The sequence below is a fragment of the Lysobacter sp. Root667 genome (assembly GCF_001427715.1).
Classification (GTDB): domain Bacteria; phylum Pseudomonadota; class Gammaproteobacteria; order Xanthomonadales; family Xanthomonadaceae; genus Lysobacter.
This window is the reverse complement of record NZ_LMHF01000010.1, coordinates 136,487-160,428: the sequence shown is the minus strand read 5'-3', so window position 1 is coordinate 160,428 and position 23,942 is coordinate 136,487. Positions and strand designations below refer to the sequence as shown.

The window sequence follows — 23,942 nt, the reverse complement described above, 5'->3', positions numbered from 1 at the left end:
TTTCGTTCTTAAGCAACAGCTTCCGCCCGCTGCGCGTGCGGGTCACTTTCTCTTGCTAGCCCAAGAGAAAGTAACCAAAGAGAAGGGCTTGCCTTGACAACCCTCCCGTGCGAGGTCGGAGCTGGCGCGGGGATTTTTCGAAGGAACATCCTGTTCCTCGAAAAACGGCGCGCGTCCTGCGCGCCGCCCTTCGGGTCTACGGTTGTTCGTCGTGGTGCGGCTCAATGGATTTAACATCCTGTTCCTCGAAAAACGGCGCGCGTCCTGCGCGCCGCCCTTCGGGTCTACGGTTGTTCGTCGTGGTGCGGCTCAATGGATTTCAATGCCGCGGCAACGGCAACGGCAACGGCAACGGCAACGGCAACGGCAACGGCAACGGCAGCAGCGCGCTGCGCCGGCGAATGGCCGCGTCAGGGCCGTTGGTGGTAGTGAGCGATTGCCCACGATTTTCGGCGGTTTCTGTTCCGCTCGTCGGAGACGCTATCCGGATACCGATCGGTGCCGATGCGAGTGTTCGGCAGGCGACGGCAGGCGCCAGCGCGCAGTGCGACGCGCCGAATTGGCAGAAAACAGCGAAAAACAAGCGTCCCAGCGCGCAAAACGCGCTGCGCGACGGCGCAATTACTCCAGCCCGTACTCGCGCAGCTTCTTGCGCAGGGTGGCGCGGTGGATGCCGAGCATGGAGGCGGCGCGGCTCTGGTTGCCGTCGCAGTGCTGCAGGACTTCGGCGAACAGCGGGATTTCGAGTTCGCGCAGGGCGATCTCGTAGAGGTTCTCGGTGCCGCTGCCGTTGAGGTCGCCCAGGTAGCGCCGGATCGAGGTGGCCACGTGGTCGCGCAGCGGGACGCGCGGTCCGCTGCGGGTAGCTTCGTTGCGATCGGTTGCGGCGTTCAAGCGTATCCCCTGGTGCAGTGTCGTTCCGCCGGGCGGGTGCCTGGCGCAGGGCGCGGCGGACGGGCGGGAGGGGGAGTCTAGCGCGCAGCGGTCGCGGCGGACAACGCGACCGTCGCAGTTTTATTGGAAATCGAAGGTGAATGCGACGATGTGGGGCGCCGGTTCGACCACGTCCAGTTGCACCGAAGCGCTCTGCCCGGGAGCGAGTTCGTCGGTGGGCTTGTGGTCGCGCCGGTAGTCGGACGGGGCGAACGCGCGCTGCCCGACTTCCCGACCGTCGACGTCGGACAAGGTCAGCAGCAGCGTCGGCCAGCGTTGCGGCCAGCGTGCGTCGTTGCGGAAGCTGGCGTTGACGCGCAGTACACCGGTCGCGCCGGGGCTGGGCCGTACGTTGCGGCCGAGCATGGTGTAGGCGGCGGGCTCGTGCCAGGGCGGCAGGCTGCAGCGCAGCACGCCGCACAGCGCGCCGACCAGCGGTCGCCAGCGCGCGTCGGCGGCGAGTTCCTGGCGTTGGGCCAGAACCAACTGCAGCGCCAAGGCGAGCAGCAGTGCGCCGATGGCGGCGAATGCGCGCCAATCGCGACGGGGGGCGGGCGCGGCGGCGGTGCCGCGTACGAAACTGGGTGCGTCGCGCTTGGCGCGGCCGGCGCGTGCGGGGCGGGCCGGCCGCGTGCGTGCGTTGGGCAGGGAGGACGCGGCGATCGATTCCTCCAGCGACGGCACGGCGGCGGTCGCGTCGGCCATCGGCTCGGCGCCGGTGTCGGCTTCGGCGGTGGCTTCGACCACGGCCGCTACGTCGCCGGCATCGTCAGCGGCGAGTTCGGCAGGGCTGTCGGCGTCCGCGCTGAGTCGCTCGGCTTCGTCCCGCTCGGACTGGACGACATCGGGCTCGGCGGTGGCATCGGCCGTATCGGCCGCAGCATCGGCTTGCAACGGCCGCTCGCAACGCGGGCAGCGTTGCGGCGCTACGCGCGCACCGGTACCGGCAGGCGGCAGGATCAGCGCGACCAGGAATCCGCAATGGGGGCAGGCGACGAACATCGGCGTATTCAAGCACGCCGGCTTCGCCGCTGTCCGCCCCCCCGGGCTCAACGGCGACGCGTGCCCGTGACGCGCATCCAGTCTTCGAGGCGATCGGCGCGCAGGTCTTCGAAGGCGTCGGCGTAGCGCGCCAGCACGTCTTCTTCCTGGCCGTGGAGGATGCCCGACAGCGCGATGCGGCCGCCCGGCGCGACGCGTGCGGCCAGGGTATCGGCCAGCGCGATCAGGGCAGAAGCCAGAATGTTGGCGACCACGACCGGGTAGGTTGCGGGCGGTTCGTCCTGCGGCAGATGCACGTCCAGGCGCGCGGCGACGCCGTTGCGTTCGGCATTGTCGGCGCTGGCGAGCAGGGCCTGCGGGTCGTTGTCGACGCCGACCGCGTGGGCGGCGCCGAGCTTGAGCGCCGCCAGGGCGAGGATGCCCGAGCCGCAGCCGAAATCGAGCACGCGCGCGCCGTCCAGGACTCCGTCGGCGGCCAGGCCGTCCAGCCACTGCAGGCACAGCGCGGTGGTCGGGTGGGTGCCCGAGCCGAAGGCCAGGCCCGGGTCCAGCCGGATCACCGCGGCGTCGGCCGCGTCGGCGCCTGCGGGCAGGTCGTGGTTCCAGGGCACGATCCAGGTCCGCGCGCCGAAATGCAGCGGCACGTACTGGTCCATCCAGGCGCGTTCCCAGTCCTGGTCCTCGACCGCGCGGAAACGCGCCTGGCTCCAGTCCAGGCCGGCGTCGAAGGACTCCAGCGCGGCCAGCAGCACCAGCGCGTCGGTGTCGTGCGGGAACAGGGCGCTGAGCACGATCTCCTCCCACAACGGGGTTTCGCCGACGCCGGGCTCGAGGATGGCGTGCTCGTCGTCGGTATCGGCGTCGGCGTCGAGCATGGTCACGGCCAGCGCGCCGACGTCGTCCAGCGCGGTCTCGTAGCGGGGCTGCTCGGATTCGCGGCAACGCAGGGTCAGTTCGAGGAAGGGCATCGAGGTCGCGGCGGATTACGGGCCGGCATTATCCCACCCTCGGCGGGGATTCTGGCCTGGACCCCCGCCGGTACGGCCCGCGCGGCCATTGGCCGGGCGTTTCGGCGGCGGCTGGCGGCTTGCTTTACTATTTGTGCCATCAGTGTGGCCCCGGCTCCGCGTGCGCTTACGCGGCGGGCGGGTCCGGCCCACTCTTCTGCACCCGGCCCAGACCAGGACCGAATGTCCGACTTGCTGACATCCGAACTCGACAAGCAGGCGCCGCCCGCGGCTCGGGCCGGCGTGTTCGCGTCGGGCCGTCCGGTGTTGCTGGTCGCCGCCTTGGCCCTGCTCGCCGGTGGCGTGCTGTACGCGCGCCGCAGCCCGGTCGAGACCCAGGACGCGCCCAAGCCGATCGCGGTGCCGGCCGCGGCCGGCACCGGCGCGGTCGCGAGCGCGACCGTCGGCGTGGCCGACGCCCGCGGCGGCGCACCCGCGCTCAGCCGCGCCTTGTCGCCCGCGGCGCGGCTGCGCGAGCGTTTCGAACACAGCGACGACCTGTACGGCTACGCCCAGGAGCTGGGCCCGGCGGTGCGTGCCGGCCAGCCCGCGGAAACCTGGATGTACAGCCGCGTGCTCGACTATTGCTCGGGCTACGCCGCATCGCCCGCCGATTACGGCCGCGACACCCAGGCGATCGCCGGCATGAACCTGCGCACCTCGGCGGCGATGGTCGCGGCGCGCAACCGCGTCGGCCAGCGCTGCGCGCGTTTCACCCCCGACGACGATCTGTCGTACGCGACCATCCTGGCCAACCGCGTGCGCGCGGCCAAGGCCGGCAGCCTGCCCGCGGAAGCGGCGCTGCTGGGTATGGACGAGCCTCTGAACGACGACGAGGACTACGTGCGCGATCTGGTCGATCGGGTACGCAATTCGCTGGACCCGGAAGCCTTCTTCGCGATCTCGCCGAAGATGGGCATCGCTTCCAGCGGTCGCCGCAACTTTTACGGACCGGTCGCCGGTACCCAGTTCTCGGAACTGGCCTGGCAGCTGGCCGCTTGCAGACTGGGGCTGGATTGCAGCCCCGACAGCGTGCTGATGACGACGTATTGCGCCAACGGAGGCATCTGCTCGCAGGACCCGAGCCAGGACTTCAGCGGTTTCGTTTTCGATGCGGCGGTGCCGCGTCAGGGAACGGAAGTGATGAACGACCTGGTCGACGGTCTTGTCGGCGGAGCGAGGACAACCAAATGAAAGACAAGCGCTTTGTAAACAAGGCCAAACTCGGTTTCTGGATCCTGCTGTTCGCCGCTTATTCGGTGGGCGCGGCCGGGGTCGTGATCGACGTGCTCGCCGACGACTACAGCGAGCTCTCGCAGGTCGCGGTGACCACGGTGCACTCGCCCGAACAGAGCCGGCGCGCCAGCTCGGCCCAGGTCGCGGCGATGTACCGGGCGCAGAGCGGCGCACCGTTCTCGTCGTTGCCGCCCGGCAGCACTTTCAAGGTGGTCTGGCCCGACGGCTCCAGCGAGTACGTGATGATCGTGAGCCCGGCGTCCAGCACCGGCGCGCAACCGATCCCGGGTACGCAGCAGTCGCGCCTGCCGATCCGCACGACGCTGCCCACGCCGGATCTGAACGGCGTCGAGGTCGACGTGTCGGTACAGCGCAACCTGGATTGAGCGCGTAGGGATCGAAGGATTCGCTACGAGCGTCGCGGCGCACCCCCATGTCTGGGTGTCGCCCGGTTTCGCCGGCAGCCGTAGCCTGCGGCGACAACCGCACCGGCGCGGGCATCCGATGTGACGCGATGGTGCGCTTCGGCGCAACGCAGCCTGCGCCTCGGTCTCGCCCGCTCCCGCACTCGGGAACGGGCGCGCGCCGCGACTGTCAGCCGCCGACCAGCTGTACCGCGTCGACGTAGCTGTAGCCGTTCTCGACGTTGTTGGCGAAGGTCACTTTGACGCTCTTGGCCTGGTAGGCCGTCGGCTCGAACTTGCGCACGATCCAGGTGCGGCCGCCGCGCTCGTCGCGCTTGCTGTCGCTCAGGCCGCTCCAGACCGTGTGCGCCTGGCCGGCGGTGTCGATCAGTTCGATCTTGGTGATGCCCTTGGCGCCGTTGCCGCCTTCCAGCGCGACACGCACTTCGCTGGCGCTGACCGGCTTGTCGTAGCTCAGCTCGATCCAGTCGAAGCCGACGCTCTGGTTCTTGTTGCTCCAGGATTCGTCGTTGGCCGGGCCGATGGCCTGGTAGGGGGTGTAGGACTCCTTCACGGTCGAGTCCTTGCCGTCGGCCGAGCCGTAGGACGAGCTGGCCTTGGCCGCGGTCGCCCACTGGCCCTTGGGGTCGTTGAGGTAGCCGTCTTCCATGGTCGCGAAGTCGAGCTTGGCCTGGGCCTTGGCGCGCTCCTCATCTTCGGCGCTGGGCTCGGCCGGGGCGGCGGCAGGAGCGGGCGCCGCTTCGGGGGCGGGCGTGGCGGCGGCGCTGGTGGCCGCGGCTGCCTCGGGCTCGGCCGCGGGGGCGGCCTGTTCGGCTTTCTTGCAGGCGCTCAGCGACAGGATCGCAGCGGCGGTCAGTACGAAAATTCCGTGTTTCATACGGGGGATTACCTGATTGGGTTGGGGATCGCCGCCGGATACGGGCGGGGGCCGTACGGCTGGGCGCGGCAAAGAGTACGCAAAAACATGATGCCGGGGGCACACCCTGCGACGGGCGCGGCGCCGGACCGATCAGGCGGCGCCCCGCCGGCGCCGCGCGCCTCGCGCCCACGAAAAAGGCGGCGCCGGTCGCCCGACGCCGCCCTCATGGTTTGCCGCCGCCGCGATCAGACGATCGAGATCGACTTTTCCTTCTGTTCCTTGAGCCGCTTTTCCAGGTAGTGGATGTTCATCCCGCCTTGCTGGAAGCCGGCGTCTGACAGGATCCGCTGCTGCAGCGGGATATTGGTCTTGATGCCGTCCACGACCATCTCGCTCAGGGCCACGCGCATGCGCGCGATCGCGGTCTCGCGGTCGGGGCCGTGCACGATCAGCTTGCCGATCATCGAGTCGTAGTTGGCCGGGACGCGGTAACCCTCGTAGATGTGGCTGTCCACGCGCACGCCCGGGCCGCCCGGGGCATGGAAGTGCTGGATCAGGCCGGGGCTGGGCAGGAAGCTGTCCGGGTCCTCGGCGTTGATGCGGCATTCGATGGCGTGGCCGGACAGGACCACGTCGCTCTGCTGGATCGACAGCTTGTGGCCGGCGGCGATCATCAGCTGCTCGCGCACCAGGTCGATGCCGGTGACCAGTTCGGTGACCGGATGCTCGACCTGGATGCGGGTGTTCATCTCGATGAAGTAGAAGCGGCCGTTCTCGTACAGGAATTCAAACGTGCCCGCGCCGCGGTAGCCGATGCGGATGCAGGCCTCGACGCAGACCTTGCCGATCTCGGCGCGCTGTTCGAGGCTGATGCCCGGCGCCGGCGCTTCCTCGACCACCTTCTGGTGGCGGCGCTGCATCGAGCAGTCGCGCTCGCCCAGGTGGATCGCATTGCCCTGGCCGTCGGCGAGGACCTGGATCTCGACATGGCGCGGGTTCTCGAGGAACTTCTCCATGTAGACCATGTCGTTGCCGAACGCGGCCTTGGCCTCGGATTTGGTGGTCTGGATCGCGGCGTTGAGGTGCGCCTCGGTGTGGACCACGCGCATGCCGCGACCGCCGCCGCCGCCGGCGGCCTTGACGATGATCGGGTAGCCGATCTCGCGGGCGATCTTGATGTTGGCGGCGTTGTCGTCGCCGAGCGGGCCGCCGCTGCCGGGCACGCAGGGCACGCCGGCCTCCTTCATCGCGCGGATCGCCTCGACCTTGTCGCCCATCAGGCGGATGGTGTCGGCCTTGGGCCCGATGAAGATGAAGCCGGACTGCTCGACGCGCTCGGCGAAGTCGGCGTTCTCGCTGAGGAAGCCGTAGCCGGGATGGATCGCCTGGGCGTCGGTGACTTCGGCCGCGGCGATGATCGAGGCCATGTTGAGGTAGCTCTCGGTCGACGGCGCCGGGCCGATGCAGACCGACTCGTCGGCCATGGCGACGTGCTTGAGGTTGCGGTCGACGGTGGAATGCACCGCGACCGTGCGGATGCCCAGCGCGTGGCAGGCGCGCAGGATCCGCAATGCGATTTCGCCGCGATTGGCGATGACGACTTTATCAAGCATGGGATTCGGGATTCGAGATTAGGGATTCGTAATGCGCGTGCGTCTCGCGGACGGTGCGCGGCGATGAGTCGAGTGACCGGATCAGAGCATTGAGACGGGCGAACGTTCGGTCCAGCAGGTCGGCGTCCGCGGCGTCGTCGGTGAGGTAGCCGAGGCGGCGGGCGATCTCGTACTGAGTGCTGACCTCGGCGAGCGAGCCGCGCGCCATCGCCAGGAATCGCAGATATTCCTGCCGCGAGCGACGCGCTGCGCCTTCGGCAATGTTCGACGGAACGCTCACGGCGGCTCTGCGCAACTGCATGGCCAGTCCCAGTCGCTCCGTGTCGGGAAATGAGGCGGTGATCCGATAGATCGTTTCGACCAGCGACATGGCGTCGCGCCAGACCTCAAGGCGCTCATGCGGCCGCTGCTTTTCCGAATCCCGAATCACGAATCTCGAATCCCGTCGTGATCGGCTCAGCCGATCACGAACAGCGGCTGATCGAACTCGATCGGCTGGCCGCTTTCGGCCATCACCTTGAGCACGGTGCCGGACACGTCGGCTTCGATCGGGTTGAACATCTTCATCGCCTCGATGATGCCCAGGGTGTCGCCGGCCTTGACCGACTGGCCGACGCTGACGAAGGCGGGTTTGTCCGGCGAGGGCGAGGTGTAGAAGGTGCCGACCATCGGCGCGCGCACGACGTGGCCGTCGGGCAGGTCGTTGGGCTTGGCGCTGCCGCCGGTGGCGGCTTCGGTCGGCGAGTGCATCGGCATCGCCTGCTGCGGGCGCTCGGCCATCGGCGCGGCCTGCATCATCGGTGCGGCCACGGCGTAGCCGCCCTTGGGCGTGCGCGCCAGGCGCACCGACTCCTCGCCCTCCTTGATCTCGATCTCGGCGAGGTTGGATTCCTCGAGCAGGTCGATGAGTTTCTTGATTTTGCGCAGGTCCATGGACGGGCCTCAGGTAGTGCCCCGGGTCGCGGGGCGGTGGTTTCAGGATTGGGGATCGAGCCGCTGCAGCGCGGCATCCAGCGCGTAGCGGTAGCTGTCGGCGCCGAAGCCGCAGATCACGCCCAGCGCCAGGTCGCTGAAGTAGCTGGTGCGGCGGAAGTCTTCGCGGCGGTGCGGGTTGGACAGGTGGATCTCGATGAAGGGGATCGCCACCGCGGCCAGGGCGTCGCGGATCGCCACGCTGGTATGGGTGAACGCGGCCGGGTTGATCAGGATCAGGGCGGTGCCGTCCTCGCGCGCGGCCTGGATGCGCTCGACCAGGACGTGCTCGGCGTTGGACTGCAGGCTGTCGAACGTGTGCCCGGCGGCCTCGGCGCGGCCGCGCAGGTCGGCGTCGATCTGCGCCAGCGTGGCGCGGCCGTAGACCTCCGGCTCGCGTGTGCCGAGCAGGTTGAGGTTGGGGCCGTGCAGGACCAGGAGCTTCGCCATCGGAACCGGGACGGTGGCCTTCAAAGGGCGGCAGTGTGCGTGAAGGCCGGTGCCATGTCCAGAAGTTCGCCGCCAAATCGGCGAAGTTGTTACAATTTAAGCAGTTGTTTGAGTGGCGACTCTAAATTCCGGGGTGCTGCCGGAACGTTGCCGGCGCGATGGCCGACGTTGCCGTGGACTGGCGGCCCGATTCGCTTCCTGCAAGTTGCGGTCGAGCGCCGCCGATGTCAAACGCCGCCGCTTGCCGGCGTGTTGAAGGACGATCGGTTGGTAGACGTTCGGGTTAGCGGACATCGGGCCTGGCGGCGCTCAGTGCGGCTGGCCGACCCAGGCTTCGAGTTCGCCGGGCTCGAACGGCCCGATCTTCTGCTTGAGCAGCCGGCCCTCGGCCGAGACCAGGGCGGTGTAGGGCAGCACGCCCTTGGGATTGCCCAACTGCACGCCGGCATCGCGTGGGCCGGCCTGGTCGAGCAGGATCGGGTAGCGCACCGGCACCTGCTGCAGGAAGTCGCGCACCGCGTCGGCGTCGTCCAGGGCGATGCCGACCACCTGGGTGCCGTGGGCGCCCTGGCTGGCGGCGTAGCGGTCCAGTTCCGGCATTTCCTTGATGCAGGGCCCGCACCAGCTGGCCCAGAGGTTGATCAGCAGCGGCCGGCCCGGGTAGGCCGAGGGCAGGCGCACCGGCGGGCCGTTCAGGGCCGCCAGTTCGATCACCGGCACCGGCGCGCCGCGCGAGGCCACGGGCAGGTCGGCCGGCGGCTTGGGCGCGGTCGAGGCGATCACGCCCTGCAGCACGCGCTGGCCGGCTTCGGTGCGCAGCAGCGGGCCGGGGCCGTTGAGCCACAGGCCGAGCCCGGCGCCGAGCACGCCGGCGATGCCTGCGACCAGCAGGATCTTCGCGTTCGCGCCCATCAGCGCGCCCGCTGCACGCGCGCGACGAACTTGGGCGCTTCCTCGAAACCGAACAAACGCAGTTCGCGACGCTCGACGCCGCCGCGGTAGTACAGCGTGGCCGGCGGGCCGACGATGCCGAGCTGCTTCATCAGCGCCGCGTCGGCGTCGTCGTTGGCGGTCACGTCGGCCTTGAGCAGGACGAAGCCCTTCAGCGCGGCCCGCACTTCGGGCTGGGTGAAGGTGTACTTCTCCATCTCTTTGCAGGACACGCACCAGTCGGCGTAGAAGTCCAGCATCAGCGGCTGGCCGGCGGCCTTGGCTGCGGCGACTTCGCGCTCCAGGTCGGCGACCGACTTGATGGTGCGAAACGGCAGTTCGGCGTGCGCCGCGGCCTGGCCGCCGCGCAGGCCGGCCAGCGGCTGCAGCGGGTCCTGGCTGCCGGCCAAGGCGCCGACCGCCTGGACCACGCCGGTCACGCCCAGCAGCAGGGCTGCGGTCCAGGCCAGCGTGCGCACGCCGTCGCGCGCGCCGGGTTTGCTCGCGGCCAGGCCGATCGCGGCCGCGGCGCCGAACAGCAGCACGCCCCACAACGCCAACACCGCCGGACCGGGCAGGATCCGCGACAGCATCCACACCGCCAGGCCCAGGAACACGAAGCCGAACGCGCGCTGCACCGCGACCATCCATGGCCCGCTGGTCGGCAGGCCCTTGCCGGCGGCGACGCCGAAGGCGAGCAGCGGCACGCCCATGCCCATCGCCAGCAGGAACAGGGCGGCGCCGCCGAACAGCTTGTCGCCGGTCTGGCCGATGTAGAGCACCGCCGCGGCCAGCGGCGGCGCCACGCAGGGGCCGACGATCAGCGCCGACAAGGCGCCCATTACCGCCACGCCGACCCAGGAGCCGCCGCGCTGGCGGTCGCTGATCGTGCCCAGCAGGCTGCGCAGGGAGTTCGGCAGCTGCAGTTCGTACAGGCCGAAGCTGGACAGCGACAGCAGCACGAACAGCAGGGCGAAGGCGACGATCACCCACGGGGTCTGGAACAGGATCTGCAGATTGGCGCCGACGCTGGCCACGATCACGCCGGCCACGGTGAACACCAGCGCGTTGGCCAGCACGTACACCAGCGACAAGGCGAACGCGCGGCGCGCGCCGATGCCGGGGCCGTGTCCGGCGATCAGGCCCGACAGGATCGGGATCATCGGCAGCACGCAGGGCGTGAACGACAGCAGCAGGCCGAAGCCGAGGAAGCTCAGCAGCGCGACATAGCGGTTCGGGCCGGATAGAGCGGCGGCGAGGCGGCTGTCGTCGGCTTCGCCGGAGGCGGCGGCGTTCTGACTGGCGCTCTGGTTGGCGTTCGCATTGGCGGCGGCCGTTGCGGCGGTCGCCGGGGCGTCCGCAACGGGGGCGACGTTCGCGCTTGCCGTGGTCGCAGCCTCCACGTCCGGCGCGGCTGCATCGCCGGTTTGCGGCAGGGCCGTGCCGGCATCGGTGCCCGCGTTCGCGTCGGCGGACGCGGCGGCGTCGGTCGCCGGCGTCAGTTTGCCGCGCGGCAGATCGATCGCGATCTTGCGGGTCATCGGCGGATAGCAGATGCCGTCGGTCTGGCAGCCCATGAAGTTCGCGGTCAGCACCAGCTTGGCCGCGTCTTCACGCGTGCGCCGCAGCGGCAGCGGCACGTCGATCTGGTCGAAGAACACCGTGACCTGGCCGAAGTGCTCGTCGCGGTGCGCGCTGCCGCGCGGCCATTGCGGCGCGCCCAGGGCGATGCCGGCCTTGGTCGCGGCCGCGTCGAGCTTGAACGAGGTCTTGTCGCGGTACAGGTAATAACCGCGCGCCGGAGTGAAGCGCAGCAGCAGGGTGTTGCCGTCGCCGGGGATGGCTTCGAAGCCGAAGGCCTGTTCCGGCGGCAGCGGCAGCGCGTCGGCGCCGGCCGCGGCGGCGGGCGCGCCACCGAGCAGGCCCCCGCTCAGCGGCGGAGCGCTGCGATTGGCGGCATTGCCGAAAGCGACCAGCGGTTCGTCCGAACTCGCGGCGGCAGCGGCCGCGGGCAGGTTCACGACCAGGTTGCGGGTCTGCGGCGGGTAGCAGATGCCGGCATCGGCGCAGCCCTGGTATTTCACCTGCAGGCTCACGCGGCCGGCGCCGGCCCGGCCGGGCAGGGTCGCGCTCAGGGCGCTGCGGTAGGTCTCGACCTCGCCGAAGAACTCGTCCTTGTGCTTGTCGCCCTTGGGCAACTGCAAGGCCTGCGCCGCGAACGCCGGGTCGGCCTTGACCGAAATGCGGTGCTTATAAAGGTAGTAGCCGTCGGCGATCTTCCAGCGCAGGCCGATGCGGTCGGGCGCGGCCGCGTCGGCGCTGAGCACGAAGGCCTGGTCGACCGGCAGCAGATCGGACTCGTCGATCGCCGGCGCGGGGCCGGACAGCGACAGCCCGAGCGCAAGCAAGGCGGCGGCGTAACCGGCGCGCGCGCGCCGGCGGAAAACTCGGAGTTCAGTCATCGTCACGGGTCTGTTCGGCCACCCAGTGCAGGTACTGGGGCAGGCCGCCGCAGGCTTCGACCGCGACAGCCTCCGGCAGTTCATAGGGATGCAGGGCCCGCAGCCGCGCGATCAGGGCGTCGAGGCGGTCGGCGCTGGTCTTGATCAGCAGCTGGACCTCGTCCGCACTTTCGACCGCGCCTTGCCAGCGGTAGGTCGAGCGCATCCCGGGCAGCCGGCTCACGCAGGCGGCCAGGCGCTCGCCGACCAGCGCCTGCGCGATCGCGTCGGCGCTGACCGCATCGGGGCAGCTGCTGAAGACCAGGCGCACGGGTGAGGGTTCGGCCATGAGGGGCGCAGTGTAATGCCCGTCCCTGGGCGCGGCGACCGTGGACCTGGCCACGCAGTGTTCCGCGCTCAATCGCCTGGGGCGCGGGCGAGCAGGCGTTGCCAATGCGCGGGCCGGCCGATCGCCTCCTCCAGGAAGTCGATGAAGACCTCGACCTTGCGCGGCCGGTACTCGCGGCCCGGGTAGACCGCGTAGATGCCGATCGGGACCAGGCTCCAGTCCGGCAGCACCTCGCACAGGCGGCCGTCGGCGAGTTCCTCGGCGACGGCGAAGGTCGCCGTCTGCAGGATGCCGCCGCCGGCCAGCGCGGCGTCGACCAGGGGCGCGCCGTAGTTCGAACGCAGGCGGCCGCGCACCGGCACCCGCAGGGTTTCGCGGCCGCGGTGGAACTCCCAGGTCGCGACGTCGCGGAACAGGGTGTAGTGCAGGCAGTCGTGGCCGACCAGATCGGCGGGCGCGCGCGGTGCGCCGCGGCGCTGCAGGTAATCCGGGGACGCGACCAGGATCCGGCGGGTGTCGGCGAGCCGGCGCGCGACCAGGCGCGAATCGTCGAGCGCGCCGATCCGGATCGCCAGGTCATAGCCCTCGCCGATCAGGTCGACGTAGCGGTCGTCGAACTGCGCGTCCAGGGCGATCCCGGGCCAGCGCTGCAGGAACGCGGGCAACTGCGGCATCACGTAGAGCCGGCCGAAGTTCATCGGCAGCGACACCCGCAGCTCGCCGCGCGGCTCGCCGGCGAGGTCGTGCACGCGCTCGGCCGCGGCGGCGATCTGTTCCAGCGCCGGCGCGATCGCGGCGTAGTAGTGGCGGCCGGACTCGGTCAGGCTGAGGCGGCGGGTCGAACGGTTCAGCAGCTTGGCGCCGAGCCGGGTCTCCAGCGCATGCAGGCGGCGGGTGATCGCGCCGGTGGTCACGCCCAGCTGGCGCGCGGCGGCGGTGAAGCTGCCCTGTTGGAGGATGGCTTCGAAGGCTTCCAGTTCGGAGTGCAGGCCGCCGACCATTGTTGCGCCTTTCTCAATAAAGACTTGATCGGCTGATCCTATATCCAATGCCGATTCAACAATAGCCTGTGTCTCCCGCCTAGGAGACACCCCATGGACGCCTACCAACTGCAAGGCCACAGCCTCGACAGCCTGCGCCGCGTGCGCCTGCCCGAGCCGATGCCCGGCCCCGGCGAGGTGCGGATCCGCACCGAAGCCGCCTCGATCAACTACCGCGACTACGCCCTGGCCACCGGGCGCTACCAGGCCGACCTGCCGCGCCCGTTCGTGCCGCTGTCCGATGGCGTCGGCCGGATCGAGGCCCTGGGCGAGGGCGTGAGCGGCCTGAGCATCGGTCAGCGCGTGCTCGGTCACTACACCACCGCCTGGCTGGACGGCGGCTTCCGTTCCGCCAACCACGCGAGCAAGCTCGGCGGCCCGCGCGACGGCTGGCTGGCGCGTTCGATCCTGCTGCCGGCCACGGCGGTGCTGCCGGCGCCGGCCTACCTGAGCGCGGCCCAGGCCGCGACCCTGCCGGTGTCGGGCCTGACCGCATGGGCGGCACTGCGCAAGCTCGGGCTGGCGCCCGGCGCGCGCCTGCTGGTGCAGGGCAGCGGCAGCGTTTCGCTGATGGCCTTGCAGCTGGCGGTGGCCGAGGGCGTGCAGGTGATCGCGACCAGCGGCGATCCGGCCAAGGCCGAGCGCCTGCGCGCGCTGGGTGCGAGCGCGGTGATCGACTATCGCCAGCGTCCCGATCTGGCCGCGGCGGTGCGCGAGCTCAGCGATGGCCGCGGCGTCGACGGCATCGTCGACGTGGTCGGCGGACCGGCGCTGATCGAACTGCTCGGTGCGGCGGCGGACAACGCGCATATCACGATCGTCGGTTTCCTCGGCGGCTTCGAGGTCGCCGGCAACCTGATCGGCCCGATCATGTCGCGCCAGCTCAACATCCACGGCGTCAGCGTCGGCAGCGCACGCGACTTCGCCGAATTCCTGGCCGCGCTGGAACGCCACCGCATCGAACCGGTGGTCGGCGAGCTGTTCGGCTTCGACGACGCGGCGGCGGCGATCGCCTCGGTCGCCCAGCAGCGCGCGCTGGGCAAGCCGGTGATCGTGTTCGATTGAGCGACGATTGGGCCGAAGACGGTTAAACGCCAGAAGACGGTTAAACGCCAAAGGCCCGCGCGCCCCGCAACTGCGCGGCGGACCCTCCCCTGTAGGAGCGGCGTGAGCCGCGATCGCGCCGCAGCCGAAGTATCGCGGCCGCGACTCGCATCGCCCCTACAAAGAACCGGTAATGCAATGGAGTCGATGTTCAGCTCAGCCAACGAACCCTCCCCTGTAGGAGCGGCGTAAGCCGCGATTGCGTCGTCTCCGAAGCGGCGCGGTCGCGACTCACGTCGCTCCTACCCCAAAGCTGCACACGATAGCGACCGGTCGCCGCGTTATCCTTGCGCCAGGATGTTCGCCGCAGCACAGGATTCCGCATGGCATTGCTTCAGGGACGATGGTGGCTTTCGCTTTGTCTGTTCGCCGGTGCCGCATCCGCGGCGGAGCGGCCGCAGTGGTTGCCCTTCATGGGCGACGAGGAAAGCCAGGCGCATGCGATCCATCTGGCCGTGCTGAAGCAGCGCCCTGACGGATTGCTGGAATCGGCCAGCCGTTACCCACGCACCTCCGGGGCCGGCTGGAGCGTCGAGCAGAGCGAGCGCGGCTGGTACGAATACCTCGAACGTCTGATCGATTGCGAGACCGGGCTGTACGTCGACACGGCGCTGTCCCTGCTCGATCGCGACCACCACCCGGTCGCGCGCCGCGACACCAGCCGCGACGACCAGTTGCAGCAGATCGCGCTGACCCAGCAGGACGTGCGCTCGCACCGCTGGCCCGGCAACAGCGAAATCTGGATCGCCTGCGCGGCCGCCCGGAATCCCGCGATCGGCAACGACGCGCGGCCGATGATGATCGAGGACGAAGGCCGCTACGGCTACGATTACCGCGCGATCGGCGATGCGCCGCCGCCCGATGGCGACGGCCTGTTCGCGCGCCTGCGCGCGCAGTACGACGCCGAGCTGGCGCGCTACTCGGTGCCGTCGCAGGCGCCCGCGGGCCAGCCCGCGGCGGCGTTCAAGGGCGAACGCTGGGCCACGGCCAGCGACGAAACCGAAGCCTGGGACCTGGCCGGCCTGCGCCACCGCGGCGCCGGCATCGTCGAGGCCTCGCAGCGGGTGGCTTACGACCCGCGGCGTCCGCCGGACGTGCCCGAGGACGCCGACGTACGCATCGACTACAAGATCGATTGCCGCAACGGCCTGATCGTGCCGGTGACCAAGGCCTACTACGCGCCCGGCAGCGAGCGCCTGCTGCAGCGCATCTCCACGCCGGTGTTCGACACCCTGGACTCGCTGTCGCGGCAGTCGCAGTGGGGCGACGCCTGGACGTCCTGGCTCGGGCCGCAGCGGCCGGGCCCTGCGGCGATGCTGTGCACCGCCGCGGCCGCGCGCTGCAACGGCGGAAAGCCGCAGGCGCCCGCGGCCTTGTTCGAGATCGACCCGGAAGCCTTGCCGCCCGTCGGCGGAGCGCCCTTGTTGCTGGCCGCGCGTGCGCGTTGGCTGGCGCATCGCGACGGTTTCGTGCCTGCCTGCCCCATCGGAGTCCTGTGATGCCTATCCGTCCCATGCTGCTGGCCGTCGCGCTGGCGTCGGCGGCCTTCGCCGCTTCGGCGCAGGAGCCGCCGCTGCAGATCTACACGGTCAAGAACGAATTGGTGAATTGGCGCGGCGACGGTTTGCGCGATGCCAAGGGCGGGACGGTGCTGGCGCCGGCGGGCCTGCTCACCGCGCTCGGCAACGGCGGCTTCCTGGCCCGGCGCGATGGCGCCTACTGGCTGTACGACGCGCGCGGCGCGCGCATCGCCGGCCCTTACGACGATCTCGAAGCGGTCGATCCGGCCCTGGATGCCTTGATCGTCGGCGTCGGCGGCAGCCCGGTGCTGGGCGGCGACGGCGGCCTGATCGACGGCCGCGGCCGCGAACTGATGGCGCCGGTCTACAAGGGTTTCCGTTACCTGCCGGGCACCGGCCTGTTCTCGTTCGAGCAGGCGCGGCGCTGGGGCCTGGCCGACGCGCGCGGCCAGGTGCTGGTCAAGCCGACTCTGGACGGCGTGGCCGACGCGCCGGGCGCGGTGCTGGTCGGCGATGCCGGTCAGCAGGGCCTGATGGATCGTACGGGCCGCTATGTGGTGCCGCTGAGCGAACGTCCCGTGTCCTCCATCAACGACGGCGCCAGCAAGGCCACGGGTTATTTCGCCGTGTGCGACAGCGAGGGATCGGTGTGCCATGGCGTCGACGGCGCGGGCCGGCCGATACTCGGCGGACGCAGCTTCTCCTCCGCGATGTTCCACGCCGATCTGGCGCGCTGGGTGATCGCCGAGGCGCCCGAGGCGGCGCCGGCGGTCCAGGACGACGGTACGGTGGCGATCGGCATTCCGGCGTCGCAGCGCTGGATCCTGGCCGACGAGCGCGGCCGCACGCTCGCGAGTTTCGACTGCGACTATCTGTATCGCATCGGTGGCCTGTTCCGCGCCGCGCGCGCGAAAGACGAGGGCGGCGACTGCGTCTGGGGCTTGGTCGATCGCGACGGAAAATGGCGCGTGCCGGCGCGTTACGACTCGATCGAGGCGATCGGCAACGCCTGGGGCGTGAATGCGGACATTCCGGCGGCGAAGGCGGACGAGTATGCGGTCGGCATCGACGGCGAAGACCGCGAGCGCCGTTTCGGCGTGCTCGCCGCGGACGGCAGCGAAATCCTGCCGCCGCGCTACGCGCAGATTTACTACCGCTATCCCGAATTCGGCCTGTACCTGGTGCGGCAGGGCGAGAAGATCGGCCTGGTCGATCGTCAGGGCGTTTGGCGCCTGGAGCCGACGTACAGCGAGACCGCGCCGAACGCCAGCCTGCCGATGCCGTACCTGATGCTGAGCGAACGCGACGACGACGGCGATGGCCCGCAACGCGATCGCTACGCGATCATCGACCTGCGCACCGGCAAGCCGATGTTCGCCGGCGACTACGAATACCTGGGCGTCGAGTACGACTTCCGCTGGGGAAAACTCGGCCTGCCCTGGGAAGAGTTCGCGGTGGTCGTCGCCAAGCGCGGCGACAAGTACGGTGCCCTCGATCTGCAGGGGCGCGTGGTGGTGCCGTTCGAATACGACAACCTGCAGGGCATGGACACCTGGGGGCGCCTGCGTCCGACCCGTAAAGAGCGCGACCTGCCCCTGGTGTCCGGGCTCGGGCCGCAGCGCAGCGCGCGTCTGCACGAAACCTTGTCGCGCCGCCTGCGCGAGGAACCGGCGCCGCACGCCAGTCAGGCGATGCCGTACGCCGGCCGCTACCTGCCCGCCGATTACCGCAGTGCCGGGCAGGTGCGAGCGGCGCTGGCGTCGGGCCGCTTGTCGCGCGGGTTCGCGCCGATGCTGTTGCTCGACGAGGATACGGCGATCATCGACCTCGACATGATCGTGGACAAGAAGCGGCCGGACTTCGATTTCCTCGAATACTACTGCCCGCGCGACGACGGCTTCGATCTGCTGCTGCCGCAGTCGGCGTTGTCGGAAGAGGCCTGTGCGGATCCGGTCGCGCCGAAGCTCGAGTTTCGCGCGAGTGCGAGCGCGGGCCCGGACCAGGCCTGGGATTGCGGAAACTGCGCGGCCAAGGGTTTGCCGGCGCGCTGGGTGCGGACCGATCCGGCGGCGGATGCGACGATGCCGTAGGCAGTGCGGTGGCGCTGTTTCCTGGATTTCTGTGTAAGACGAGGGACTACGCACGATGCGACGACGCGATGGTTCCTTCCCTGTGGGAGCGGCGTAAGCCGCGATCGCGCCGTATCCGAAGTGTTGTGGTCGCGACTCACGTCGCTCCTACCCCAAAGCCGGCGCTGCGTTGAGTGTGCGCAAGGACGAGATGAGGCTGGGACGGGTTCGGGGCCGTGCTATCCAGCCGGGCCACGCGTGTGAGCGGTGCAGGCCCCGATCTGCGTCGCAGCCGGAATGGCGCGATCGCGGCTTACGCCGCTCCCACAGGAAGCGCGTCGCTACAGGAAGCGCGCCGCCGCAGGAAGCGCATCGCCCTAGGAAGCGCGCCGCCATGGCGCGTCGTCGCCGGAATCGGATCGGCGGCCCTATCGGATCGACGCGGCTCTCTGCGAGGTCCCGACAAACGAACGCCCGCATTGCGCGGGCGTTCGTCGTAGCCGCGGGCGGTTTCGCCGATTACGGAATCAGCGTGCAGCTCGCCGGCTTGGTCGAGGTGAACAGCGAGGCGCTGGCCCACTCCGGATGATCGATGAAGGGATTGCGGTTGCCCTGGAAGCTGAAGATCACTTCGTTGCGGGCCTGCTCGGCGGCGTCCGGCGGGTCCTGCGTGTGCCAGGCCAGCAGCGTGCTCAGCAGGCCCATGTAGGCCGGCGAGGACGAGGTGATCACGATCTTGCTGCGGTCGTCGGTCAGCTCCAGGTCCGGCTCGCTCTGGCCGGTGACCGGATGGGTGTCGCCTTCGTAGCGGATCGCCATGTACATCACCGCGCGGGCCATGTTGCCCTTCATGTGGCCCCAGACCTGGAACGAGCCCGCGTTGCCGTCCGGCGTCTTGACCCAGTTGGAGTTGCCCGGGTACACGCCGCTGCCGCCGCCGTAGCCGGCATTGGCTTCGGTGACGCGCTCGCCGCAGCCGCTGGCCAGGGTGCAGTCCGCGTACGGCTTGTTGCCGCGGTCGGCGTTCCAGGTCGCGTCGGTCAGGTACAGCATGTGGGTGTCGGTGTAGGGCGCATGCGGCAGGCCGAGGTTGCCGGTGGCGCTGCCGAAGCCCAGCGAGTTCGGCCAGGTGTGCTCGCGGTTGTACTTCAGGCCGCTGCCGCTGCCGGCGCGGTCGGTGACCTTGAGGTAGCTGCGGTTGCGGTAGGCGTCGAGGATGCGGCCGGAATTGTTGGGATCCTCGTCGGCGATCTCGAGGATGCTCCAGGTGTTGGTGGTGCCGCCGCTGTACGGGTAGACCGTGTGGCCCTTGATGGTTTCGTGCAGCGAGCAACGCAACTGGCCGGCGCTGCTGGTGTTGACGTGGGCGTAGTAACCGCCGCCGCCACCGCCGCTGGCCACGCTGAAGCCGACCACGGTGTTCTGGGCCGGATGCGCGCCGCCGCTGTCGGTGACCTGCGATGCGACCACGGTGTAGGTGCAGCTCTCGCCGGCGAACAGCGCGGTGCCGGTGGAAGCGGTGAAGCTGGTGCCGCTGGACGGGTAGGTCAGCGCGACCGTGCCGGACTGCGCGCACTGCAGGGTCAGGGCGCCGCTGCCCAGGGTCACCGCTTCGCTGAAGCTCACCGCGAGGTCGCCGGCGGCCGGGAAGCTGTTGCTGCCGTTGGCCGGCGTGGTCGAGGTCACGGTCGGCGCCGGGTTCGGCGTCGAGAAAGTCTGGCCGGCGTTGCAGGCGCCGAAGCTCTGCGCGGCCGACGCCTGCCAGGCGAAGTTCGCGTAGGTGCTGCCGCTGCCGGACAGGCGCAGCGAAGTGCCGGCGGCGGTCGAACCGCTTTCCGATACCGGCAGGTTGCTGCTGGTCAGGCCCGCGGCCGGGCCGTTGGAGGCGGTGATCGCGCCCTCGTAGCTGAGGAACTGGACCACGTTGCCGCTGCCGTCGACCAGGGCGAAGCCGTCGTTGCTGCCGTTCTGGATGCCGTTGGTCGGGTAGCTGAGCACCGCGATGCTCACGCTGCCGCCGCAGGCGACCGTGCTGCCGGCGGGCAGCAGGTCGTTGTCGTAGCTGGTGGCGGCCGACGGCGTGGCGCCGTTGTAGAGGTAGATGCGGTAGTTGCTGAGGGTTTCGCCGGCGGTGGCGACGACCTCGATCTTCTCGCCGACGTCGCCGCTGGAGGTGGCGTCGTCGTAATGGAATTCGTTGATGAAGACGGCGGCCGGTGCGGCGGTGGGCAGCGCGGCGGCGAGCAGCAGGCAGGACAAGCTCGTACGGGAACGACGTAAGGACAACGGCATCGGGCGACTCCCTTTCCCCAGGTGGTCGCCGCAGTCTAGTCGGCCTTTGTGACATCGCCTGCCGCAGCGCAGCAGGCGACCGGGTTCACAGCACCACGCGGGTGCCCTTGGTCAGGCTGGCGCGCGGCCGCCCCGTGCGCAGTTCCGCCAGTTGTTCGGCGATTTCCACCAGCGGCGCCTTGGACTTGGTCGGGGTATCGCGGAAGGCCACGATCAGGCGCAGTTCCAACGGGTCTTCGATCAGCAGGGCCTCGGCCGCGGCCACCGAATCCATCTCGGTATCGGCCGACAAATTCATTTTGCCGCGCCCGGTCGCCAGCCATTCGAACTGCACGCCGGTGATCAGCGCGACCTCGCGCAAATGCGCGACGCTGGGAAACTTGCCCTGCGCACTTTCCCAGTGGCCGACCGCGCTGCGTTGCACGCCGACCGCCGAACCCAGTGCCGCCTGCGACATGCCGGCATGGCGTCGCGCCAGTCGTATCCTTTGCTGTGGCGTCATGTGTGAAGCTCCTTTTCGAGGGTTTTTGCCTACAAAATAGCCATTTGCTACCAAAAGTCACTAGGCGACCAATAGAGAGGAGACCTTGTACGCTTTCGGTAGCAAGTTGAGCCTGATAGGTGGTTGGAAGTCAATGGTGACGGCATTCGCCCTTTTACGGTGCCACCAGGAGTCGGCAGATTTTGCGACCGGACACCTAGAAAATGACGCGGGGAGTGCACAAGATCCATCCACGCCAACACGGATGTGGGCACACGACACGAGGTCGGTTCGGGGGAAGGGGCGCAGGATCGCGCCATGCTGAGGACGGCCGTCTCCGCACCAAAGAGCGCGTTCCACGGGACGCGCTCTTTCTTTTTGGGCGATGCAAACGCAACGCCTGCATCGCTCGCGACGCAACCGTCGCATGTCGCGCGAGCGGAGCGTCGATTTGCGCATGCCTTATGTGGCGGCGGCGTGAGCCGCGATGGCGTCGCTTCTTTAATATATGAAGCCCTCGCGGATCGTGCCGTGCCCGCAATGGGTGGGCCATCGGCCGACGGAGTAAGCGCATAGAGAGCGCCCGCCCCAAGGGGACCGGCTTCCTGTGGGAACGGCGTAAGCCGCGATCGAGTTCCAGATATCAAGCAACCCTCCCTGGACGCTGCATTCGGCGCCGGCTTCGGGGTGGAGCGACCTGAGTCGCGAGCACGCTGCTTCATGGGGCGGTGCGATCGCGGCTTACGCCGCTCCCACAGGGGCCAGATCGGAGCCGGCGCGGATCTGGCCCGTCCGACCGCATGCGATCGCCGCATGCGGCTCGCGGTTCGGTCCCCGGCCCGGCCTGGCTTGCCCTCATCCCTCGGACCAGGACCCGACCTGACCCGACCCGACCCGACCCGACCCGACCCGACCCGACCCGACCCGACCCGACCCGACCCGACCCAGCGGATCACATCGCCTCGACCCTGCCGACCCGACCCGCCGTATCGCCCCCCGCTTGAAAAGCCCCGCCGCCGCCCCATCTCGTGGCTATCCCGGTTCGCCGGGCGTTTTTTGCCCCCGGCATTGGCACTCTGCCGGGGTGACTGCTAAAATTCGCGATCTTTCCCCACCCATTCAACCACTTAGAGGTTGCCAATGAATATCAAACCGCTCTACGACCGCGTGGTCATCAAGCGCATGGAAGAAGAAAAGATGTCCGCCGGCGGAATCGTGATTCCGGATTCGGCCACCGAGAAGCCGATCAAGGGCGAAGTCGTCGCCGTCGGCGAAGGCAAGGCGCTGGACAACGGCAGCGTGCGCGCTCCCAAGGTCAAGACCGGCGACAAGGTGCTGTTCGGCAAGTACAGCGGCACCGAAGTGAAGCTCGACGGCACCGATTACCTCGTCGTCAAAGAAGACGACATCTTCGCGATCCTCGGCTGATCCGGCTGCGGGAACCGAGCCGTCGTAGCGCCTGCGCCGACGCCCCGACCCGCACCGCAGTCCGAAGTTTTCGAACCCCTTACTCAATTCGCATCCGGAGTTAGCAACATGGCTGCCAAGGAAATTCGTTTCGGTGAGGACGCACGCGCCAAGATGGTGCGCGGCGTCAACGTGCTCGCCAATGCCGTCAAGGCCACCCTCGGCCCGAAGGGCCGTAACGTCGTGCTCGAGAAGAGCTTCGGCGCCCCGACGATCACCAAGGACGGCGTGTCCGTCGCCAAGGAGATCGAGCTCGCCGACAAGTTCGAGAACATGGGCGCGCAGATGGTCAAGGAAGTCGCTTCCAAGACCTCCGACAACGCCGGCGACGGCACCACCACCGCGACCGTGCTGGCCCAGGCGCTGATCCGCGAGGGCATGAAGGCGGTCGCCGCCGGCATGAACCCGATGGACCTCAAGCGCGGCATCGACAAGGCCGTGATCGGCGCAGTCGAAGAGCTGAAGAAGATCTCCAAGCCGTCGTCGACGAGCAAGGAAATCGCCCAGGTCGGCGCGATCTCGGCCAACTCCGACGCCGACATCGGCGACCTGATCGCCCAGGCGATGGACAAGGTCGGCAAGGAAGGCGTGATCACCGTCGAAGACGGTTCGGGCCTGGAGAACGAGCTCGACGTGGTCGAGGGCATGCAGTTCGACCGCGGCTACCTGTCGCCGTACTTCATCAACAACCAGCAGTCGATGTCGGCCGAGCTGGACGACCCGTTCGTGCTGCTGTACGACAAGAAGATCTCCAACGTGCGCGACCTGCTGCCGGTGCTGGAAGGCGTCGCCAAGGCCGGTAAGCCGCTGCTGATCGTCGCCGAGGAAGTCGAGGGCGAGGCCCTGGCCACGCTGGTCGTCAACACCATCCGCGGCATCGTCAAGGTCTGCGCCGTCAAGGCTCCGGGCTTCGGCGACCGTCGCAAGGCGATGCTGGAAGACATGGCCGTGCTGACCGGCGGCACCGTGATCTCCGAGGAAGTCGGCCTGCAGCTCGAGAAGGCCACGATCAAGGATCTGGGCCGCGCGAAGAAGGTGCAGGTCTCCAAGGAGAACACCACCATCATCGACGGCGCCGGCGATGCCGACGCCATCCAGGCCCGCATCAAGCAGATCAAGGCGCAGATCGAAGAGACCTCTTCGGACTACGACCGCGAGAAGCTGCAGGAGCGCGTGGCCAAGCTGGCCGGCGGCGTGGCGGTGATCAAGGTCGGCGCTTCGACCGAGATCGAGATGAAGGAAAAGAAGGCTCGCGTCGAAGACGCGCTGCACGCCACCCGCGCTGCCGTGGAAGAAGGCATCGTCCCGGGCGGCGGCGTCGCGCTGCTGCGCGCCAAGGCCGCGATCGCGGGCCTGAAGGGCGCCAACGAAGACCAGAACCACGGCATCCAGATCGCCCTGCGCGCGATGGAAGCTCCGCTGCGCGAAATCGTCACCAACGCCGGCGAAGAGCCGTCGGTCATCCTGAACAAGGTCCAGGAAGGCAAGGGCGCGTTCGGTTACAACGCCGCCAACGGCGAGTACGGCGACATGCTCGAGTTCGGCATCCTGGACCCGACCAAGGTCACCCGTACCGCGCTGCAGAACGCCGCGTCGATCGCCGGTCTGATGATCACGACCGAAGCGATGGTCGCCGAGCTGCCGAAGAAGGACGAGCCGTCGATGCCGGGCGGTGGTGGCATGGGCGGCATGGGCGGCATGGATTTCTGATCCAGCCCCATCTGCGTCATCCGGAAAGGCCCGCCTCGTGCG

At 69.1% G+C, this 23,942-nt stretch carries 21 protein-coding genes; 7 read left to right on the top strand and 14 right to left on the bottom strand.

Annotated elements, in window-relative coordinates; genetic code table 11:
• Window positions 1-621: 621 nt before the first annotated feature.
• The 3 genes from fis to prmA all read right to left on the bottom strand — a co-directional run bounded on the left by fis (window position 622) and on the right by prmA (window position 2,903).
• Window positions 622-894: a DNA-binding transcriptional regulator Fis gene (gene fis, locus ASD78_RS08540; protein WP_055904222.1), complete on the bottom strand. Its 273-nt coding sequence runs from the start codon at window positions 892-894 to the stop codon at window positions 622-624.
• A gap of 120 nt (window positions 895-1,014) precedes the next feature.
• Window positions 1,015-1,935, bottom strand: a complete 921-nt coding sequence (locus ASD78_RS08535) for a DUF3426 domain-containing protein (protein WP_056100258.1) — start codon at window positions 1,933-1,935, stop codon at window positions 1,015-1,017.
• 47 nt (window positions 1,936-1,982) lie between these two features.
• A complete protein-coding gene (gene prmA, locus ASD78_RS08530; RefSeq protein ID WP_056100256.1) occupies window positions 1,983-2,903 on the bottom strand; it encodes a 50S ribosomal protein L11 methyltransferase in 921 nt (306 codons plus the stop codon).
• Between the two features lie 222 nt (window positions 2,904-3,125).
• On the opposite strand from prmA, the gene ASD78_RS08525 reads away from it, so the two are divergent.
• Together ASD78_RS08525 and ASD78_RS08520 are read left to right on the top strand one after the other, a co-directional pair.
• Window positions 3,126-4,136, top strand: a complete 1,011-nt coding sequence (locus ASD78_RS08525; protein WP_235566472.1) for a hypothetical protein — start codon at window positions 3,126-3,128, stop codon at window positions 4,134-4,136.
• A complete protein-coding gene (locus ASD78_RS08520) occupies window positions 4,133-4,564 on the top strand; it encodes a hypothetical protein (RefSeq protein WP_235566471.1) in 432 nt (143 codons plus the stop codon). The genes ASD78_RS08525 and ASD78_RS08520 overlap by 4 nt, the downstream gene beginning before the upstream one ends.
• Window positions 4,565-4,772: 208 nt before the next feature.
• Here the strand turns inward: ASD78_RS08520 and ASD78_RS08515 are convergent, their stop codons facing one another.
• The 9 genes from ASD78_RS08515 to ASD78_RS08475 all read right to left on the bottom strand — a co-directional run bounded on the left by ASD78_RS08515 (window position 4,773) and on the right by ASD78_RS08475 (window position 13,218).
• Complete coding sequence (locus ASD78_RS08515; RefSeq protein WP_055904212.1) at window positions 4,773-5,480, bottom strand: hypothetical protein; 708 nt, start codon at window positions 5,478-5,480, stop codon at window positions 4,773-4,775.
• Window positions 5,481-5,707: 227 nt separating this feature from the next.
• Complete coding sequence (gene accC / locus ASD78_RS08510; protein ID WP_055904209.1) at window positions 5,708-7,075, bottom strand: acetyl-CoA carboxylase biotin carboxylase subunit; 1,368 nt, start codon at window positions 7,073-7,075, stop codon at window positions 5,708-5,710.
• Complete coding sequence (locus tag ASD78_RS08505; protein ID WP_056100253.1) at window positions 7,068-7,505, bottom strand: four helix bundle protein; 438 nt, start codon at window positions 7,503-7,505, stop codon at window positions 7,068-7,070. Before ASD78_RS08505 ends, accC begins: the two co-directional genes overlap by 8 nt.
• A gap of 26 nt (window positions 7,506-7,531) precedes the next feature.
• Window positions 7,532-8,008: an acetyl-CoA carboxylase biotin carboxyl carrier protein gene (accB, locus tag ASD78_RS08500; RefSeq protein ID WP_055904206.1), complete on the bottom strand. Its 477-nt coding sequence runs from the start codon at window positions 8,006-8,008 to the stop codon at window positions 7,532-7,534.
• Between the two features lie 42 nt (window positions 8,009-8,050).
• Window positions 8,051-8,497, bottom strand: a complete 447-nt coding sequence (gene aroQ, locus ASD78_RS08495; RefSeq protein WP_055904204.1) for a type II 3-dehydroquinate dehydratase — start codon at window positions 8,495-8,497, stop codon at window positions 8,051-8,053.
• Between the two features lie 309 nt (window positions 8,498-8,806).
• Window positions 8,807-9,409 carry a TlpA disulfide reductase family protein gene (locus ASD78_RS08490; RefSeq protein WP_082575506.1) on the bottom strand — a complete coding sequence of 201 codons (603 nt, stop codon included), beginning with the start codon at window positions 9,407-9,409 and terminating at the stop codon, window positions 8,807-8,809.
• Window positions 9,409-11,889: a protein-disulfide reductase DsbD gene (gene dsbD / locus ASD78_RS08485; protein ID WP_162250151.1), complete on the bottom strand. Its 2,481-nt coding sequence runs from the start codon at window positions 11,887-11,889 to the stop codon at window positions 9,409-9,411. The genes ASD78_RS08490 and dsbD overlap by 1 nt, the downstream gene beginning before the upstream one ends.
• Window positions 11,882-12,217: a divalent-cation tolerance protein CutA gene (gene cutA, locus ASD78_RS08480; RefSeq protein ID WP_055904198.1), complete on the bottom strand. Its 336-nt coding sequence runs from the start codon at window positions 12,215-12,217 to the stop codon at window positions 11,882-11,884. Before cutA ends, dsbD begins: the two co-directional genes overlap by 8 nt.
• Before the next feature lie 68 nt (window positions 12,218-12,285).
• Window positions 12,286-13,218, bottom strand: coding sequence for a LysR family transcriptional regulator (locus ASD78_RS08475; protein WP_056100246.1), 933 nt, complete (start codon window positions 13,216-13,218; stop codon window positions 12,286-12,288).
• A gap of 93 nt (window positions 13,219-13,311) precedes the next feature.
• On the opposite strand from ASD78_RS08475, the gene ASD78_RS08470 reads away from it, so the two are divergent.
• The 3 genes from ASD78_RS08470 (at window position 13,312) to ASD78_RS08460 (ending at window position 17,971) form a co-directional block, all read left to right on the top strand.
• Window positions 13,312-14,322, top strand: a complete 1,011-nt coding sequence (locus ASD78_RS08470) for an NAD(P)-dependent alcohol dehydrogenase (RefSeq protein WP_056100244.1) — start codon at window positions 13,312-13,314, stop codon at window positions 14,320-14,322.
• A 362-nt stretch (window positions 14,323-14,684) separates the two neighbouring features.
• Window positions 14,685-15,860 (top strand): hypothetical protein, encoded by a 1,176-nt coding sequence (locus ASD78_RS08465; RefSeq protein ID WP_156087669.1) that lies wholly within the window; start codon window positions 14,685-14,687, stop codon window positions 15,858-15,860.
• Complete coding sequence (locus ASD78_RS08460) at window positions 15,860-17,971, top strand: WG repeat-containing protein (protein ID WP_156087668.1); 2,112 nt, start codon at window positions 15,860-15,862, stop codon at window positions 17,969-17,971. The genes ASD78_RS08465 and ASD78_RS08460 overlap by 1 nt, the downstream gene beginning before the upstream one ends.
• A gap of 498 nt (window positions 17,972-18,469) precedes the next feature.
• On the opposite strand, the gene ASD78_RS08455 is transcribed toward ASD78_RS08460, so the two are convergent.
• Window positions 18,470-20,242, bottom strand: coding sequence for an endonuclease (locus ASD78_RS08455; RefSeq protein WP_056100235.1), 1,773 nt, complete (start codon window positions 20,240-20,242; stop codon window positions 18,470-18,472).
• Window positions 20,243-20,327: 85 nt separating this feature from the next.
• The gene (locus ASD78_RS08450; protein WP_082559725.1) at window positions 20,328-20,744 is read right to left on the bottom strand and encodes a helix-turn-helix domain-containing protein; all 417 of its coding nucleotides are present in this window, start codon (window positions 20,742-20,744) and stop codon (window positions 20,328-20,330) included.
• A 1,119-nt stretch (window positions 20,745-21,863) separates the two neighbouring features.
• Here ASD78_RS08450 and groES point away from each other — a divergent pair.
• Window positions 21,864-22,151: a co-chaperone GroES gene (gene groES / locus ASD78_RS08445; protein WP_055904175.1), complete on the top strand. Its 288-nt coding sequence runs from the start codon at window positions 21,864-21,866 to the stop codon at window positions 22,149-22,151.
• 108 nt (window positions 22,152-22,259) lie between these two features.
• Entirely contained in the window at window positions 22,260-23,900 is a 1,641-nt protein-coding gene (gene groL / locus ASD78_RS08440) for a chaperonin GroEL (RefSeq protein ID WP_055904172.1), read from the top strand.
• Window positions 23,901-23,942 lie beyond the last annotated feature (42 nt).

Bases quoted from the DNA above. Each gene is read 5' to 3' on its own strand.
- ASD78_RS08535 (WP_056100258.1), bottom strand. From the start codon at position 1,935: ATGTTCGTCGCCTGCCCCCATTGCGGATTCCTGGTCGCGCTGATCCTG.
- prmA (WP_056100256.1), bottom strand. From the start codon at position 2,903: ATGCCCTTCCTCGAACTGACCCTGCGTTGCCGCGAATCCGAGCAGCCC.
- ASD78_RS08525 (WP_235566472.1), top strand. From the start codon at position 3,126: ATGTCCGACTTGCTGACATCCGAACTCGACAAGCAGGCGCCGCCCGCG.
- ASD78_RS08520 (WP_235566471.1), top strand. From the start codon at position 4,133: ATGAAAGACAAGCGCTTTGTAAACAAGGCCAAACTCGGTTTCTGGATC.
- ASD78_RS08515 (WP_055904212.1), bottom strand. From the start codon at position 5,480: ATGAAACACGGAATTTTCGTACTGACCGCCGCTGCGATCCTGTCGCTG.
- accC (WP_055904209.1), bottom strand. From the start codon at position 7,075: ATGCTTGATAAAGTCGTCATCGCCAATCGCGGCGAAATCGCATTGCGG.
- accB (WP_055904206.1), bottom strand. From the start codon at position 8,008: ATGGACCTGCGCAAAATCAAGAAACTCATCGACCTGCTCGAGGAATCC.
- aroQ (WP_055904204.1), bottom strand. From the start codon at position 8,497: ATGGCGAAGCTCCTGGTCCTGCACGGCCCCAACCTCAACCTGCTCGGC.
- ASD78_RS08490 (WP_082575506.1), bottom strand. From the start codon at position 9,409: ATGGGCGCGAACGCGAAGATCCTGCTGGTCGCAGGCATCGCCGGCGTG.
- dsbD (WP_162250151.1), bottom strand. From the start codon at position 11,889: ATGACTGAACTCCGAGTTTTCCGCCGGCGCGCGCGCGCCGGTTACGCC.
- cutA (WP_055904198.1), bottom strand. From the start codon at position 12,217: ATGGCCGAACCCTCACCCGTGCGCCTGGTCTTCAGCAGCTGCCCCGAT.
- ASD78_RS08475 (WP_056100246.1), bottom strand. From the start codon at position 13,218: ATGGTCGGCGGCCTGCACTCCGAACTGGAAGCCTTCGAAGCCATCCTC.
- ASD78_RS08470 (WP_056100244.1), top strand. From the start codon at position 13,312: ATGGACGCCTACCAACTGCAAGGCCACAGCCTCGACAGCCTGCGCCGC.
- ASD78_RS08465 (WP_156087669.1), top strand. From the start codon at position 14,685: ATGGCATTGCTTCAGGGACGATGGTGGCTTTCGCTTTGTCTGTTCGCC.
- ASD78_RS08460 (WP_156087668.1), top strand. From the start codon at position 15,860: ATGCCTATCCGTCCCATGCTGCTGGCCGTCGCGCTGGCGTCGGCGGCC.
- ASD78_RS08455 (WP_056100235.1), bottom strand. From the start codon at position 20,242: ATGCCGTTGTCCTTACGTCGTTCCCGTACGAGCTTGTCCTGCCTGCTG.
- ASD78_RS08450 (WP_082559725.1), bottom strand. From the start codon at position 20,744: ATGACGCCACAGCAAAGGATACGACTGGCGCGACGCCATGCCGGCATG.
- groES (WP_055904175.1), top strand. From the start codon at position 21,864: ATGAATATCAAACCGCTCTACGACCGCGTGGTCATCAAGCGCATGGAA.
- groL (WP_055904172.1), top strand. From the start codon at position 22,260: ATGGCTGCCAAGGAAATTCGTTTCGGTGAGGACGCACGCGCCAAGATG.